Below are 15,381 nucleotides of genomic sequence, written 5' to 3'. Positions count from 1 at the left end.
GCCCCGCTGCTCAATCGCCGCAGGGGCTTATTTGTGCCCACCTGAACTTTTGGAGTCGCCATGAAGATCACCTCGCTCACCACTTACCTTGTTGCTCCCCGTTGGTTGTTTTTGAAGGTGGAGACCGATGAGGGGATCACGGGGTGGGGGGAGCCCGTCGTCGAAGGGCGGGCGCACACGGTCGCCGCCGCTGTCGACGAGTTGAGCGACTACCTCGTCGGGCGGGATCCGCTGCGGATCGAGGACCACTGGCAGGTCATGACGAAGGCCGGGTTCTACCGGGGCGGGCCCGTGCTGTCGTCCGCCGTGTCCGGGATCGACCAGGCCCTGTGGGACATCAAGGGCAAGTTCCACGGCGTCCCGGTGCACGATCTGCTGGGCGGCGCCGTCCGGGACCGGATGCGGATGTACTCGTGGATCGGCGGCGACGACCCGAGCGAGGCCGCCGAGCACGCGGCCCAGCGGCTCGAACAGGGCTACCGGGCCGTGAAGATGAACGTCGGCGGCAGGATGCGGCTCCTGGAGACCTCGCGCGAGATCGACGCGGTCGTCGAGCGCGTCGCCTCCGTGCGCGACGTGCTCGGCCCCGACGGCGGCGTCGCCGTCGACTTCCACGGGCGCACCTCGCCCGCCCTGGCCAAGCAGCTCGCCCAGGCCCTCGAACCGCTGCGCCCGATGTTCATCGAGGAGCCGCTGCTCCCCGAACTCACGTCGCAGTACGGGGACTTCACGGCCTCGACGACCATCCCCGTGGCCACCGGTGAACGCCTCTTCTCCCGCTGGGACTTCGACCCGGTCCTGCGCTCCGGCATCGCGCTCGCGCAGCCCGACCTGTCGCACGCGGGCGGCATCTCCGAGACCCGCCGGATCGCCGCGCAGGCCGAGGTGCACGGCGTGGGCCTCGCCCCGCACTGCCCGCTCGGGCCGATCGCGCTCGCGGCCTGCCTCCAGGTCGACTTCGCGTCGCCGAACGCGTTCATCCAGGAGACCAGCCTCGGCATCCACTACAACGTGGGCTCCGACCTCGGCGACTACCTCGTCGACCCGTCCGTCTTCGCCTTCGACTCCACGGACGGCCACATGGCACGGCTGACCGCGCCCGGCCTGGGCATCGAGGTCGACGAGCAGGCCGTCATCAAGGCGGCCGCCTCCGGCCACCGCTGGCGCAACCCGGTGTGGCGCCACCAGGACGGTTCTTTCGCGGAATGGTGATCACGTCTCGGGGCTCCGCCCCGGACCCCGCGCCTCAAACGCCGGCGGGGCTGGGTATTTCAAGCCCCTGCGGCGATTGAGCAGCGGGGTCCGGGGCAGAGCCCCGGGACCGCAACGCCGTGCGACCAGTCACCTCAGCTCCTCGGGGCACGGCGTCCCCCGGGGCAGCTGATACGGCGCCGCGAGGCGATACGTTCCCGGCTTCGGGGCGAGCAGCACCGTCCACGCGTCCCCCGCCTCGTCCTTCTCCGTCTCGATGAGGCAACCGTGCACGTTCGCGTACCGCTTCGCCAGGGAGTCGTCCGACTCCCTCGCCCGCTTGGACGCCTCCGTCTCCTTCGGAGAGCCGAGGCTCTTGCCCTCCGCGTCGACGACCGAGAGCCACGGCGAGTACGGGACACGGATCAGCACCCGGCCGGGACGGGTCACCTCGATGGTCAGCTCGCCCTGTTCCGCCGCGTCGACGACCGCGTGCGGTTCGGCGAGCGGCTCCGGGTCCGTGACGGCGAACAGCTGCCAGTTGGCGTCGCCCCACACCTGCTTGAGGTACGGCAGGCCGCGCTGGACGAGCTGCCGCTCGCGCTCGGCGCCCTTGCCGTCCGGCTCGTCCTTGGGCAGCACCACGTAGTGCACGGCCCAGCGCCGCAGCCACTCGCGGTAGTTCGCCGAGTTGAGGGTGTCGTCGTAGAAGAGCGGGTTGCGCTCCATGTCGGCCTGCCGGTTCCAGCCGCGCGCCAGGTTCACGTACGGGGCGAGCGCGGAGGCCTCGCGGTGCGAGCGGGCGGGCACCACCTCGACGCGGCCGTGCTCGGCCCTGACCTCCTGCAACTCATTGACCAACGGCACCAGTTCACGGGCCCAGGAAGCGGCGGGGGTGGTCCGCACGACGTCGTCGACCGACTTGAAGCCGATCCACGCGTTGAAGGCGACGAACGCGACCACGATGACGTACCACTTGCGCGAACGCGGGGCCGTGAACGGCAGGGCCGCGAGCAGCGCGACGCCCGCGAACAGCATCGGGAGCCGGGTGATGTTGGAGCCGATCTGCGAACTGATCAGCCACACCAGGAGCACGGACAGGGTGTAGACGGCGGCCGTGATCCGGACCGTCACCCACCCCTTGGGCACGAGGACGCACACCAGGACGCCGTAGACCATCGGCAGCAGCGCCGACCCGAACGACATCGGCTGCGTGCCGGAGAACGGGAACAGCCAGGCCGACAGCACGACGACGGCGGTCGGCGCGAGTCCGAGCGCGTACGCGCCGGGGCGCCGCTTCTGAAGGAAGAGGGCCACGGCGACGAGCCCGACGAACAGTCCCGCCACCGGCGAGCAGGCGGTCGCGATGCCCGCGAGGGGCGCCGCCACGGCCGCTTTCGCCCAGCGCCTGTAGCGCCAGCGGTACGGCCAGCAGAACACGGCGGCCGTCGCCGCGAGCCCGAACATCATGCCGAGGCCGAACGTGACGCGCCCCGACGCGGCGTTGCAGAGCAGGGCGAAGACACCGGCGAGGGTCGGCCACAGGGGCTTGGCGACCACCCGCGTACGGATCAGGATCATGGTGAGCAGCGCCGCCGACAGGGTGCCCGCGCCCATCATCGTCGTGCGCACACCGAACACCGACATCAGATACGGCGAGACCACGCTGTACGACACCGGGTGCATGCCGCCGTACCAGGCGAGGTTGTACGCGGAGTCGGGGTGCCGGCCGACGAACTCGGCCCAGGCGTCCTGCGCCGCGAGGTCTCCACCGCTGTTCGCGAACGTGAAGAACCAGATGAGGTGGAGGAGTGCGGCCACCAGTGTGGCGAGGGTGACGGGGTGCCGGGCGAATCGCTTCAGGCGGGCGGTGCCGCCCAGGATTTTTGCGACCGCCTCGGCCTCGGAAGGTCCTTCGGGCTGTTCGGGGACCTCGGGGAGTCGTATCCGGGGGCTACCCTTGTCCGTCCCGGGCTTCGCGTCGTCGGCGCGCGTCGGCCTCGCTGTGGCCACTCCCAACACTCCCGTTTACCCGTGTGCCGTTGTGAATGAACGGGTGGGCGTCCCCCGCCTGCCCGGTCTCGCGACGCTAGCACGGTGTCCGCGGACGGGCGCCGTGGGAGGCCGACGGGAATCGGCCTCCCACGAGCGGTCCCGGGAGGGGCGTCAGCCGACGCGGGTCAGCTTCGCGCCGAACCCGGGCTCGGTGAGGCCCTTCTGGAGGGCCACCGGCACCTCCACGGCGCCGCCTTCACCGTCGCCGACCTCCAGCACGCCGACGGTCTCCCCCGCCTTGCCCGTGTGCGGCACGGACTTGCCGTCCTGGTCCGCGAGTTGCAGGTGCACGGTCTTGCCGGCCCAGCCGACGGCCTTGACGTCCTTCGTGACCGTGACGGGGGTGTGCCCGCCGAGCTGGTCGTCGACGTAGCCGACGACGTCGCCCTTCTTCAGGACCGTCGACGAGGTGACCGCGTCCTGGGCGGCGAGCATCGCGGTCTTGCTGACCGCGTTGACCGTGTCGATGATCGGGGCCCTGTGCTGGCCGAGGACCGCGCCGACGACCGTGACCGTCGAGCCGCCCGCGTCCTTGGTGGCGGCGAAGAGCAGGTTGCCGCCGGCCTTGGTCGTCGTACCGGTCTTGATGCCGATGGCACCGTCGTACGGCACGAGGCGGTTGTAGTTGGTCCACTTCTTGCCGGACGGGTCGGTCCAGGTGGGCAACTTGGTGATGTCGGTCAGCGCGGGAATCTGCACCAACTCGTTCCCCAACTTCACCTGGTCCTCGGCGGTGGAGACGGTGCTCTCCTTGAGGCCGGAGGGGTCGGTGTAGGTGGTGTTCTTCATGCCGAGCTTCTTCGCGGTGGCGTTCATCTTCTTGACGAACGCCTCCTCGGAACCGGCGTCCCAACGGGCCAGCAGACGCGCGATGTTGTTCGCGGACGGGATCATGACCGCCGCGAGCGCGTCCTTCTGGGAGATCTTGTCGCCCTCCTTGACGGTGTTGAGCGTCGACTCGTTCTGCCCGTCGGCGTCGTAGCCGCCCTCCTTCTCGGCGGTGGCGTCGATGTCGATCGACGGCCCGTCCGCGCCCGCCTTCAACGGGTGGTCCTTGAGCACGATGTACGCGGTCATGGACTTGGCGACGGAACCGATCGGCACGGGCGTCTGCTTGCCGAAGTTGTCCATCGTGCCGATGCCCTGGACGTCCATCCAGCCCTGGCCCTCGCCCGGCCACGGCAGGGACGCCTTGTCGCCGTCGAAGCTGTACGTGGCGTCGGCGGTGAGCGAGAGGGACGGCGTCGGCAGCGGGCGGACGGCCTGGATGACGCCGAACACGACGATCAGCAGGATGACGATCGGCGTCCACACCTTGACCCGGCGTACCGCGGTACGGACCCGGGTCTCCGGGGGCGGCGGGGTGTTGGTCAGTTCGGCGAGCAGGTCGAGCGGCGGCTTCGGCGGCAACGGCTGCTGGGTCGTCCGCTCGGCCGGTTCGACCGTGGGCTGCTCGGCCTCCGGCGGGAGCTCCTTGCCCGTGGCCTTGCCCTCGTCGAGCGACTTGAGCGGCACGAACTTACTGCTCTGCGCGGTCCCGGCCGCCTTGAGCGTGGTGGTCGGCTGGTCCACGGGCTGCGGCACGGCCTTGAACACAGCGGTGGCCTGATCCACCCCACGACCGGCTCCGCCACGGCCCCCGGCCTTGCCGTCGGCCTTGCCGTCGGCGTCGGCGCCCGACTTGGCGTCGGCCTTCGCGCCCGACTTGGGGTCCGATTTGGCGTCGGCCTTCGCGTCCGGCTTGGAGCCCGACTTCGCGTCCGGCTTGGCGTCGGTGGGCTTGGGATCGGCCTTGGCATCCGGCTCGGCATCGGACGCGCCGGCGCCTCCGGAAGCCGACTTGGCGTCGAACTTCGCGTCGGTGCTCTTGGCGCCCGGCTTGGCGTCGGACGGACCGTCGGCTCCGGGGGCCGACTTGGTTGCGGCCTTGCTGTCGGCATCGAGGTCCGGCTTGGCGTCGGTGGGGCCATCGGCCTGCGGGTCCGACTCGCCACCGGCCTTCGCGTCGGCGCTCTTGGCGCCCGACTCGCCGCCGGACGGACCGTCGACTCCAGGGACCGGCTTGGCTCCGGCCCTGCTGGCGGCCTCCGGGGCCGACTTGGCCTCGGACGCGCTGTCACCCTCGGGGTCCGACTCGGCGTCGGACGGGCCATCGGCCTGCGGGTCCGACTCGCCACCGGCCTTCGCGTCGGCGCTCTTGGCGCCCGGCTTGGCATCGGACGGACCGTCGACTCCAGGGACCGGCTTGGCTCCGGCCCTGCTGGCGGCCTCCGGGGCCGACTTGGCCTCGGACGCGCTGTCACCCTCGGGGTCCGACTCGGCGTCGGACGGGCCATCGGCCTGCGGGTCCGACTCGCCACCGGCCTTCGCGTCGGCGCTCTTGGCGCCCGGCTTGCCGCCGGACGGACCGTCGACTCCGGGGACCGGCTTGGCTCCGGCCTTGCCGTCGGCCTGCGGGGCCGACTCGCCACCGGACTTCGCGGCGACGGGCTTGGCGTCCGTCGGGCCCTCGGCCTTGGAGGTCGACTGGTCATCGGCCTTGGCGTCAGACGGCTTCCCGGCGCCCTTGGCGTCAGCCTTCGCGTCGGACCCGGGCGTCGACTCACCGTCGGCCTTCGCGTCGCCCTCGGCAGAAAGCTTCCCGCCCTCCGCGCCCGACGCGCCGTCGGCCTTCGCCTCGGCAGCCGGCTCCCCGTCGCCCTCGGCGTCGTCCCCGGCGGACAACCCGGCGTCACCCGTGGCCGACGCGGTCTCCGCCTCGGCGTCGTCCGAATTTGCAGATGCAGACGAATCGGCGGAGCCCCCGTCGCCCGCCACCCACGCCGCCACGGCCGCCCGCAGGCGCTCGTCGCCGGCGTCCGGATCCGGGGCCGCGGCGCCCGTGTCCGGTTCCTCGTCCGCCGCGTCGCGGACCGAGAACACCGCCGTCTCCTGGTCCACGCCGCGCGACACCGCGAGACGCGGATCCTCCGGAGCCGGACCTCCCGACGCCTTGTGCTCTCCCGACCTGTCGGGGGTCCCCGCCACCGATGCCTCCTCGACCGAATGAACCACTCAACCACTTGTCGCCGGACAGACCAGCCCTGTCCGAACCATGTACCAGTGTCCTGTGTGGGGGCTTAACCCACGTGGTAGACGAGAACGACATACCTATAGGTTCCCGCCCAAAGCCCCCACGCACTCTCGACAGACAGATGTGAGAGGGGTCACCCTGTCATTCATCCACGCGGGGAGGCATGGATGGGCAGGAGCCGCAGAACACTTCCGGAGGAGCTTCTGCTGCTCGCTCTGGACCCGGCCACGGGTACCACAGCGCAGCCGCAGTCGCTCGACCTAGGTCTGGCCGGAGCACAGCTAGTAGAGCTGGCGCTGGCCGGACGGATAGCCCCAGACGGGGATCGTATCGCCGTGGTGGCACCACGGCCGACCGGAGATCCGACACTGGACTGCGCGTTGGAGTTGCTGCGAAGGCGTGGCGCTCCCGTACGGGCCGTCCACTGGATTGGCGGGCCGCGTCTTGGCCTGCGACAGACCTACCTCTCGCATCTGGAGCGGTGCGGCATGGTGCATGCCGTGGCCGGACAGATGTGCGGGGTGCTGCCGACGACTCGCTACCAGGCGACGGAGACGGCGATCAGCCGGGAGATCAGGGCCCGGCTGGACAGCGCGATCCGCACCGGGGTCCCACCGGACCCACGGACCGCGGCGCTCGCCGCACTGGCCCATGCGGTCGGACTCGGCAAGCACCTGTATCCGGGCAACGAGGGCAGGTCCTCGCGCTCCCGGCTGCGGGACCTGATCAGGCACGACCCGATGGGCGGCCTCGTGGCGCACGCCGTGATGGACGTCCAGAACGGTGTGGCGGTACAGCCACGCCGCTCACCGGCCCCCTCGGCGGGTCGGGCCGCACCGGAGCCCGCACGCGGCGTTCCGATGCAGCCACGCCGCGGATCCATGGCTCGCGCCGTGGCCCACTAGGCGAACCGCACCACCCGTAGCACCGCAGCGCCGCACCGTAGTCCCCAAGAACCGGTCCGGGAGCCGCTGTACCGCGCGGGGTGGCGTGCCGGGCGTGAGGACGACGCCCCGGCCCGTCGCCCCGCGCGCTCGCGTTTGTGCTGCACAGGAGGCACGTGCAAGCCGCATGTGCGTCCGCGCACATCCGCCGTTTCCCAGCGCAGGGCCGCCTCGGGGTGGCAATCTGCTGAGCAGTAGATACGCAACGTATGCAGAACAGAGAAATGCACGTAGCCGGAGGTGCACGTCCGTGGCGTCCAACGTCAATCCCACCGTCAGGCGACGCCGGTTGGGCCAGGAGCTGCGCCGGCTCCGGGAACTCAAGGGCATGACCGCCGAAGAGGTCGCCGAGCGCCTGCTGGTGTCGCAGTCGAAGATCAGCCGCCTGGAGAACGGGCGGCGCAGCATCAGCCAGCGCGACGTACGCGATCTGTGCGGGGTGTACGAGGTCGAGGACCACCGGGTCATCGACTCGCTGATGCAAATGGCCAAGGATTCGCGCCAGCAAGGCTGGTGGCACTCCTTCGGCGACATCCCGTACAGCGTCTACATCGGTCTGGAGACCGACGCGGCGTCCCTGCGGGTGTACGAGTCGCAGTGCATCCCCGGCCTGTTGCAGACCCGCGGCTACGCGGAGGCGCTGATCCAGGGCGCGATGCCCGAGGCCTCGCTGACCGACGTCGAGAAGCGCGTACAGGTCCGCATCCGCCGCCAGGAGCGGATCGAGGACGAGGCCAACTCGCTGCGCCTGTGGGTGGTCCTGGACGAGGCGGCGCTGCGCCGCGCCGTCGGCGGCTCCGCGGTGATGCGCGAGCAGCTGGAGCACCTCGCGGAGGTCTCCGGGCTCCCCCATGTCACCGTGCAGGTGCTGCCCTTCGAGATGGGCGCGCACCCGGGGATCACGGGGCAGTACGCGATCCTGGAGTTCCCCGACGCGGCGGACTCCAGCGTCGTCTACATCGAGGGCGTCACCAGCGACCTCTACCTGGAGAAGACGCAGGACGTGCAGAAGTACAGCGTCATGTACGAGCACTTGCGTGCGCAGGCGCTGAACGTGGAACAATCCCGGCAGTTCATCCTGGAAGCCGCGAAGCGGCACACGCGCTGAGAACCAACTCGCGTAACGGACCGCAGAGTTCAGGCCTCCGGTCCGGGCCCCGCCCGTGGGAAAGCCCCGCACGGTACACCTTTCCCACGGGCTCGCGGAAGACCCACCTGGAATATGCCATCCGGTCGAGTGAATGGCCCCACCGCTGCCCCGAGTCGGCGAGTAGCGTCGATCACGCCAACAACAGACAAGGTGTTGGCGCAAAGCCGCGGCAGGTCCGCGGCCCAGCAAGGGACAACTGGCCAGACCGGAGCAGATCATGGCAATCACCAAGGGCGCACAGCCCACCTGGATCAAGTCCTCGTACTCGGCAGGGAACGGCGCGTGCGTGGAGATCAAGTCTCCCGCGGCCCACGCCGTGGCCGTACGCGACTCCAAGGACCCGCAGGGCCCGAACCTGGCGTTCGCGCCCGGTTCATGGAGCGCCTTCGTCACGGAGATGGGCCGGGTCGACGTCTGACCCCCAGCACACTCCGTGAGACAACCGAACACGCAACACAGCACGATGCAACACAGCACCATGCAACACAGCACCACTGACAGAGCCCTCTCGACTGGTCCGCCGTCCTGGCCGAGGGGGCTCGGCGCTGTCCGGGGCCAAAGGACCCGGGTCAGCGCAGCTGGTCCACGTACCGGTCCGTACCCGGCACCGTCGGGATGAACGGGGCCACCAGCTCCACCCGGCCGAGCCCCGACTCCGCCACCGCCCCGCCCAGGCCCGCGAAGTGCTCCTGCCAGGCCTCGCGCGGGTCGGACTGAAGGAACCAGAGCAGGGTGAGCCGGGTGTCGACGCCCTCGACCTGCTTCACGTACGTCATCCGGTCCCCCGGCAGCGGGGTCGGACGGAAGACCGTGACCATCGCGGCGGGCGAGCCCGCGAGCCGCCGCGGCAGGTGTTCCTCGCGCAGCCAGTCCAGGAGTTCCGCGCGCTGCCCGGGCCCCTCGGCGTCGATCACCTCGACGACCAGGCCCTGGTACGGGTGGTCGAGGGCGTGGAAGTCGCGCGGCCCCTCGTCCCCGTCCCGGTACACGGTCGCCTCGTGGTCCTGGAACGACGTGAAGACGTGGGTGCGGTCCTGGTGGACGCGGTCGTCGCGGTTGAGCCGCTTGTTGATGCCGACGGTCCACTTCATGTGGTCGGCGTAGCGGCCCTCGGTGATCCAGTACGTGGAGATGTAGCAGCCCGCGGTGACCGGCTCGGCGACCGCCGACTTCTCGGGGTAGCGCAGGAGTTGCAGGTCGCGGGTGGCGACCCAGCGGCGCCCGGAGTACATCCACGGCATGGCCATGGCGCCGGCGTAGTAGTGGTCGTCCTCGTACCAGCGGTTGTACGCGTGCTCATGGCCCGGGTGCGGTTCGACCATGGTGATCAGGGCGTGTCCCGGACGCACCCCGTACGGCCCGACGGCCGCCAGTTCCGCGTACGTCTCGCTGTGCGTGTCCTCGTGCGTGTCCGCCATGCCGCTCACCCTCTGCCCTCTCGCGCAAGCCTTCCATCTCCCGTTCGACGCCCATACTCTGACGCCCCGTCAGACAAAGCGCCAGAGCCGGGAGGCGAACCGATGGTGAATGCGGAACTGCTTGCGGGGAAGACCGTGATCGTCTCCGGAGTGGGCGCGGGACTCGGCCGCCAGGTGGCCGAGGCCGTGCTGCGCGACGGCGGGAACGCGGTGCTCGGGGCGCGCACCGAGGCCCATCTCGCGTCCTGTGCCAAGGAGTTGGACCCGGACGGCACGCGGACCGCGTTCCGCTCCACCGACATCGGCGACGAGGCGCAGTGCGAGGCACTGGCGGACCTGGCGCGCGAGCGGTTCGGGGGCGTGGACGCGGTCGTCCATGTCGCGGCCTGGGACAGCTACTTCGGCGGCCTGGAGGACGCCGACTTCGAGACATGGAGCAAGGTCGTCGACGTGAACCTGCTCGGCACGCTGCGGATGACCCGGGCCTGCCTGCCCGCCCTCAAGGAGCGCGGCGGCTCCGTCGTCTTCATCGGGACGCAGTCGGCGATCGCGGCGCCCTCACAGGTCCGGCAGGCGGCGTACGCGGCGTCCAAGGGCGCCCTGACGAGCGCGATGTACTCGCTGGCCCGGGAGGTCGGCCCGCACCGGGTCCGGGTGAACACCGTGCTGCCCGGCTGGATGTGGGGCCCGCCCGTGCAGGCCTACGTCCAGATCACCGCGCAGACCGAGGGCGTGCCCGAGGACGAGGTGCTCGGGCGGCTCACCGAGCGGATGGCGCTGCCGGACCTCGCGACGGACGGGGATGTGGCGGACGCGGCGGTGTTCCTCGCGTCCGACCGGGCGCGCGCGATCACCGGCCAGCAGCTCCTGGTGAACGCCGGAGAACTCATGCGGTAGCCGCACCGCTCGGGAAAACCGGCGACATCGCAGGTCAGCCGCAATGCCCCCGCTTCTCCCCGAGTTTCGGGACGTTCTGAATTCTGTCCGGGGTTCATATCCATGACTACAGAACCCTTGACCGGCACTTGGCGCGGAGGTTCAATCCCCCACGTCCCCAACACCCTTACCGGGGGCAACCGTTGTGCAGCGGAACCCCTGGAGGGGGCACATGAACAGTCTCGACTGGGTCGTGCTCATCGCCTACTTCGGCGTGATGGTCGCGATCGGTGTCTGGTCCCACAAGCGCGTCGACGACGTTTCCGACTTCTTCACCGCGGGCGGCAAGATGCCGTGGTGGCTGTCCGGCATCTCGCACCACATGTCCGGCTACAGCGCGGTGATGTTCACCGGGTACGCCGGTATCGCGTACACGTACGGCGTGACGTCCTTCGTCACCTGGTCCTTCCCCATCGCACTCGGCATCGCCATCGGCGCCCGGCTGTTCGCGCCGCGCATCAACCGGCTGCGCTCGCGGCTGCACGTGGCCTCACCTCTCGAATACCTCAAGAACCGCTACAACCTGGGCACCCAGCAGGCGCTCGCCTGGTCCGGGATGCTGCTGAAGATCGTCGACGTGGGCGCGAAGTGGGCGGCCATCGCCACGCTGCTGTCCGTGTTCACGGGTGTGTCCCTGAACCAGGGCATCCTCATCACCGGCGCCATCACCGCGGTCTACTGCACCATCGGCGGCCTGTGGGCGGACGCGCTCACCGAACTCGGCCAGTTCATCATCCAGTTGCTGGCCGGGATCTCGATGTTCATCGCGGTCGTGCTCGAACTGAGCGACAAGCACATCGGCTTCTTCGACGCCTGGAGCCGGCCCGAGCTCCAGGGCCACGACAAGCCGCTCGTCGGCCCGTACGGCACGGTCTTCCTGCTCGCGTTCCTCTTCATCAAGCTCTTCGAGTACAACGGCGGCATGCTCAACCAGGCGCAGCGCTACATGGCGACGAGCAGCGGGCGCGAGGCCAAGCGGTCCGCGTATCTGTCCGCCGCGCTCTGGCTGATCTGGCCGGTCGTCCTCTTCTTCCCGATGTGGATGTCGCCGCTGCTCGTTCAGGCCCAGAAGCCGGACGGCTCCGACTCGTACGGCCTGATGACCGAACAGCTGCTTCCGCACGGCCTGCTGGGCCTGGTCATCGTCGGCTTCTTCTCGCACACGATGGCCATGTGCTCCTCCGACGCCAATGCCATCGCGGCCGTCTTCACGCGGGACGTGGCGCCCGCGCTCTCCTCGAAGGCGCGGGAGTGGGGCCCGCGCACGGGCCTGGTCGCGGCCCGCCTCACGACGGTGATCTTCCTGGCGCTGTCCATGGCGGTGGCGACGCAGGTGAACTCGCCGACGTTCAAGGACATCATCACGGTCGTCATCAAGTGGGTGGCAGGCCTGATGGGCCCGATCGCGATCCCGATGATGCTGGGGCTGCTGCGGCAGTTCCGCAGGTCGGGGCCGACGGCCGCGCTCACCAGCTGGGGCATGGGTCTGCTCGCGTTCTGGCTGGTGAACTACCCGATCAGCTGGAACATCGAGGGCGGCGTGCCGCTCCAGTACCAGGTGTCGATCCCGCTCGCGGTCTCGCTCGTGCTCTACATCCTCATCGGCTTCATCAAGCCGGAGGACACCCCCGAGCGCGACGCGATCATCGCCCGCATCAACTCGGACGACGACGGATCGACGAGCGCCACGCTCCCGACCCCGGCGGCCCAGCCGAGCACCACGGGCGACTGACCAACTCAAGCCCCGCTCTTCAAGCCTTCGACGGCGAGTGCCCACTTCAAGCCCTCGACGGCGGGTGGGCACTTCAAGCCCTCGGCGGCGAGTGACCACTTCAAGCCCTCGGCGGCGAGTGACCACTTCAAGCCCTCGACGGCGGGTGAGCACTTCGAGCCCCCGGCGGCGGCTGAGCAAATCAAGCCCCTGCGGCGATTGAGCAGCGGGGTCCGGGGCAGAGCCCCGGCCTTTCAAGCCCCGCCGGCGATTGAGGCGCGGGGTCCGGGGCAGAGCCCCGGCCTTTCAAGCCCCGCCGGCGATTGAGGCACGGGGTCCGGGGCGGAGCCCCGGGGTGTGGCCTAGGCCCGCGGATACCGGGCCAACCACCCCGGGGAAGCGGCCGCAGGCCCATGCAGGGCGGCCCCCTGCGTCATCTCCATGGCGAAGTCGTCCGCGAGCTCCAGGATCGTGGGGCGCCCCTCCAGCTCCGCGACCCACGCGGGCGGCAACGCCGTCTCCCCGTGCAGCGCCCCGAGCAGCCCGCCGCACAACGCACCGACCTGCGCGGATGGCCCGTCGTGGTGCACGGCGAGACCGAGTCCGTGCCGGATGTCGTCGCTGACGAGCGCGCAGTACACGGCGGCCGCGAGCACACCGGTCGCATCGCCCTCCCCGACCAGCTCGCCGACCCGCGCGGCGGTCGGCATGCCCTGCCGTACGGCGCCGAGCGCGTGCTTGAGCGCATCCGCGACGGGCGGGTGCCCGGGGCGCGCGGCGAGCAGGGCGAGCGCCCGCTGCACGGCGGTGTCGAGGGAGTCGCCGCGGGCGAGGGCGTGCACGAGGACCGCGTACGCGCCGGCCGCGAGGTAGGCCTCCGCGGCGCCGTGCGTGTGCACGGCGCACTCGACGGAGAGCTGGAGGACGAGCTGCGGCTCCCAGCCCACGAGGAGCCCGAAAGGCGCGGAGCGGGTCGCCGCCTCCGCGCCGTTCGCGTCCAGGTTCTTGGGTCGGTCGAGGGTGCCCATGACGTCGTTGCCGAGCCCCAGCAGACACGCCTGAGCGGCGCCCCGCCGCGAGTACAGCCACTCCTCGCGGGCCAGCCAGCCGTCCTCCTTGCGGCGCAGGTCGGGGCCCCAGTCGCGCTGGGTCGCCGCCCACCGCAGGTAGGCGCGGTGCACATCGGTCGGCGGATGCCAGGCGCCGGTGTCGCGGCGCACCTGGGCCCTGATGAGCCCGTCCACGGTGAAGAGGGTCAGCTGGGTGGCGGCGGTGATGGCACCCGTCCGCCCGTACACGGGCACGAGCTGCTTGAGCCCCTCGTTCCCGTGCTCGGCGTGGATACCGTCGAGCGTGAGGCCGTCGAGCGGGGCGCCGAGGGTGTCACCGAGTGCGCCGCCGAGCAGGGTCCCGCGCACCCTGCTGCGGAAGTCCTGCTGTTCGGCGCGGCCCCAGACCGCCGCCGCATTGGGCGCTGCGCCCATGGGGCACTCCTCCTGTCACAACCCTCGACCCTTCGGCTTGGAGCACTGTAATCGACCGGCGTCGACCAGGAATGTTCACGAAGTGATGGGACTGTGGACGAGCGTGCGCACGGTGGCCATTGCCCGGAACCCTCCCCGCCGCCCCGCCCGGCGGAGCACCATGAAGGCACACGTCTTCTGGTGCTGAGGGGCGCCGGGAAGGGTGGGACGACATGGACGCGGGCAAGGGACAGGGCCTTGCGGGCGCGGCCAACCGCTTCACCACGCGGTCCGTGGACGAGGCGCGCGCCTTGCTGTCGCAGCAGTTCTACGACATGAAGCTGGACACCCCCGCAGCGGACGACTTCGAGCTCGAAGCCGATGTCGTGGTGCTGCGGGGCGTGACGATCGGGCGCATGTCGTTCGGCGCCGCCATCAGGGCCTACGTCCCCGAGCTGGACTGTTACCACGTCGTGGCGCCGGTGACGGGTTCCTTCGGGATCGGTCGGTGCGGGGCGGCCGACGCCCGGGTGACGGCCCGTACCGGAAGCGTGCTGAATCCCCCGGCGGGCTTCCGGGCCTTCGACTTCTCGCCCGACTGCGACACGCTCACGATCAAGATGGAGAAGACGGCTGTGCACCGGCAGCTGGAGATCATGCTGGGCGGGCCCGTGCACCGCAACGCCGACTTCAGGCCGGCGATCGACACCTCCCGGGGCGCGGGACGCAGTTGGGCCGGGCTCGCCCGCTGGATCGCGCTGGACGCGAACAACCCCGGCGGGCTGTTACAGAGCCCCATGATCTGCGGGCGGCTCGAACAGACCCTGCTGGAAGGCCTGTTGCTGGCCACCGACCACCGCTACCGCGACGCCCTCGAAGCGCCCCCGCCCGACATGCCCGCCGCCGCCGTCAAGCGCGTCATGGACGCCGTCCGCGACAACCCGGCCGAGCCGTGGGACGCGAACCGGCTCGCCGCCGTCGCCCACGTCGGCCTGCGCACGCTCCAGGAGGCCTTCCGGTCGCAGGTGCGCATGACGCCCATGGGATACGTGCACGAGGTGCGGCTGCAACGCGTACGGATGCTGCTGCGCACCGCCGAACCGGGCGAGACCACCGTCACCGAGGCCGCCTACCGCTGGGGCTTCGTCCACCTGGGCCGGTTCGCCCGGCGCTATCGGGCCCGGTTCGGCGAGCCGCCCTCCCGTACGCTCGCCGCCGCGCGCCGCACCGCGCGAACCGGATAGCGGCCGCGCGCGAACCGGCGAGCCCCGGCCCCCGCTCGGGCCGTACGGTCCTGGTACCGCCCCGCGCACGGGATGTCGCGGACGATGGACGGCGTCGGCGCCGCCCACCCGCCGCTCCCCTCGGTCCCGTGTCCGGAAGCGGACTTGGCGCAGGCAATGCGGGAGCGCCTGCACGCCCTCGGGCCCGGCCGCCCAA

At 70.7% G+C, this 15,381-nt stretch carries 11 protein-coding genes; 7 read left to right on the top strand and 4 right to left on the bottom strand.

Translation table 11 applies throughout. The features are described from left to right. The first annotated feature begins 60 nt into the window (after window positions 1-60). Complete coding sequence (gene dgoD, locus ACNYS0_RS23385) at window positions 61-1,212, top strand: galactonate dehydratase (RefSeq protein WP_422476433.1); 1,152 nt, start codon at window positions 61-63, stop codon at window positions 1,210-1,212. A 129-nt stretch (window positions 1,213-1,341) separates the two neighbouring features. Here dgoD and ACNYS0_RS23380 read toward each other — a convergent pair whose 3' ends face one another. Together ACNYS0_RS23380 and ACNYS0_RS23375 are read right to left on the bottom strand one after the other, a co-directional pair. Beyond that, the gene (locus tag ACNYS0_RS23380) at window positions 1,342-3,204 is read right to left on the bottom strand and encodes an MFS transporter (RefSeq protein WP_422476432.1); all 1,863 of its coding nucleotides are present in this window, start codon (window positions 3,202-3,204) and stop codon (window positions 1,342-1,344) included. Between the two features lie 153 nt (window positions 3,205-3,357). Then, a complete protein-coding gene (locus ACNYS0_RS23375; protein ID WP_422476431.1) occupies window positions 3,358-6,273 on the bottom strand; it encodes a D-alanyl-D-alanine carboxypeptidase in 2,916 nt (971 codons plus the stop codon). Between the two features lie 213 nt (window positions 6,274-6,486). Here ACNYS0_RS23375 and ACNYS0_RS23370 point away from each other — a divergent pair, with 213 nt between their 5' ends. From ACNYS0_RS23370 to ACNYS0_RS23360, 3 genes are all read left to right on the top strand, one after another. Then, window positions 6,487-7,224, top strand: a complete 738-nt coding sequence (locus tag ACNYS0_RS23370) for a GOLPH3/VPS74 family protein (protein ID WP_422476430.1) — start codon at window positions 6,487-6,489, stop codon at window positions 7,222-7,224. Window positions 7,225-7,513: 289 nt separating this feature from the next. Further along, window positions 7,514-8,371 carry a helix-turn-helix domain-containing protein gene (locus ACNYS0_RS23365; protein ID WP_422407972.1) on the top strand — a complete coding sequence of 286 codons (858 nt, stop codon included), beginning with the start codon at window positions 7,514-7,516 and terminating at the stop codon, window positions 8,369-8,371. A gap of 259 nt (window positions 8,372-8,630) precedes the next feature. Next, window positions 8,631-8,831, top strand: coding sequence for a DUF397 domain-containing protein (locus ACNYS0_RS23360; RefSeq protein WP_422407973.1), 201 nt, complete (start codon window positions 8,631-8,633; stop codon window positions 8,829-8,831). A gap of 151 nt (window positions 8,832-8,982) precedes the next feature. On the opposite strand, the gene ACNYS0_RS23355 is transcribed toward ACNYS0_RS23360, so the two are convergent. Continuing rightward, window positions 8,983-9,831: a hypothetical protein gene (locus ACNYS0_RS23355; protein WP_422476429.1), complete on the bottom strand. Its 849-nt coding sequence runs from the start codon at window positions 9,829-9,831 to the stop codon at window positions 8,983-8,985. A gap of 102 nt (window positions 9,832-9,933) precedes the next feature. On the opposite strand from ACNYS0_RS23355, the gene ACNYS0_RS23350 reads away from it, so the two are divergent. Both ACNYS0_RS23350 and ACNYS0_RS23345 read left to right on the top strand, forming a co-directional pair. Beyond that, the gene (locus ACNYS0_RS23350) at window positions 9,934-10,728 is read left to right on the top strand and encodes an SDR family oxidoreductase (protein ID WP_422476428.1); all 795 of its coding nucleotides are present in this window, start codon (window positions 9,934-9,936) and stop codon (window positions 10,726-10,728) included. A gap of 211 nt (window positions 10,729-10,939) precedes the next feature. Beyond that, the gene (locus tag ACNYS0_RS23345) at window positions 10,940-12,499 is read left to right on the top strand and encodes a sodium:solute symporter family protein (protein ID WP_422476427.1); all 1,560 of its coding nucleotides are present in this window, start codon (window positions 10,940-10,942) and stop codon (window positions 12,497-12,499) included. Between the two features lie 341 nt (window positions 12,500-12,840). Here the strand turns inward: ACNYS0_RS23345 and ACNYS0_RS23340 are convergent, their stop codons facing one another. After that, window positions 12,841-13,962: an ADP-ribosylglycohydrolase family protein gene (locus ACNYS0_RS23340; RefSeq protein WP_422476426.1), complete on the bottom strand. Its 1,122-nt coding sequence runs from the start codon at window positions 13,960-13,962 to the stop codon at window positions 12,841-12,843. 212 nt (window positions 13,963-14,174) lie between these two features. On the opposite strand from ACNYS0_RS23340, the gene ACNYS0_RS23335 reads away from it, so the two are divergent. After that, a complete protein-coding gene (locus tag ACNYS0_RS23335) occupies window positions 14,175-15,185 on the top strand; it encodes an AraC family transcriptional regulator (protein WP_422476425.1) in 1,011 nt (336 codons plus the stop codon). The last annotated feature ends 196 nt before the right edge of the window (window positions 15,186-15,381 follow it).

It is taken from the genome of Streptomyces anthophorae, assembly GCF_049310305.1.
In the GTDB taxonomy this organism is placed as follows: Bacteria; Actinomycetota; Actinomycetes; order Streptomycetales; family Streptomycetaceae; genus Streptomyces.
Note: the sequence above shows the minus strand (reverse complement) of the source record. Positions and strands in the feature narration are given on the sequence as shown.

Excerpts from the sequence above, each read along its gene's own strand:
- dgoD (WP_422476433.1), top strand. The coding sequence starts at position 61 with ATGAAGATCACCTCGCTCACCACTTACCTTGTTGCTCCCCGTTGGTTG.
- ACNYS0_RS23370 (WP_422476430.1), top strand. The coding sequence starts at position 6,487 with ATGGGCAGGAGCCGCAGAACACTTCCGGAGGAGCTTCTGCTGCTCGCT.
- ACNYS0_RS23360 (WP_422407973.1), top strand. The coding sequence starts at position 8,631 with ATGGCAATCACCAAGGGCGCACAGCCCACCTGGATCAAGTCCTCGTAC.
- ACNYS0_RS23355 (WP_422476429.1), bottom strand. The coding sequence starts at position 9,831 with ATGGCGGACACGCACGAGGACACGCACAGCGAGACGTACGCGGAACTG.
- ACNYS0_RS23350 (WP_422476428.1), top strand. The coding sequence starts at position 9,934 with ATGGTGAATGCGGAACTGCTTGCGGGGAAGACCGTGATCGTCTCCGGA.
- ACNYS0_RS23345 (WP_422476427.1), top strand. The coding sequence starts at position 10,940 with ATGAACAGTCTCGACTGGGTCGTGCTCATCGCCTACTTCGGCGTGATG.
- ACNYS0_RS23340 (WP_422476426.1), bottom strand. The coding sequence starts at position 13,962 with ATGGGCGCAGCGCCCAATGCGGCGGCGGTCTGGGGCCGCGCCGAACAG.
- ACNYS0_RS23335 (WP_422476425.1), top strand. The coding sequence starts at position 14,175 with ATGGACGCGGGCAAGGGACAGGGCCTTGCGGGCGCGGCCAACCGCTTC.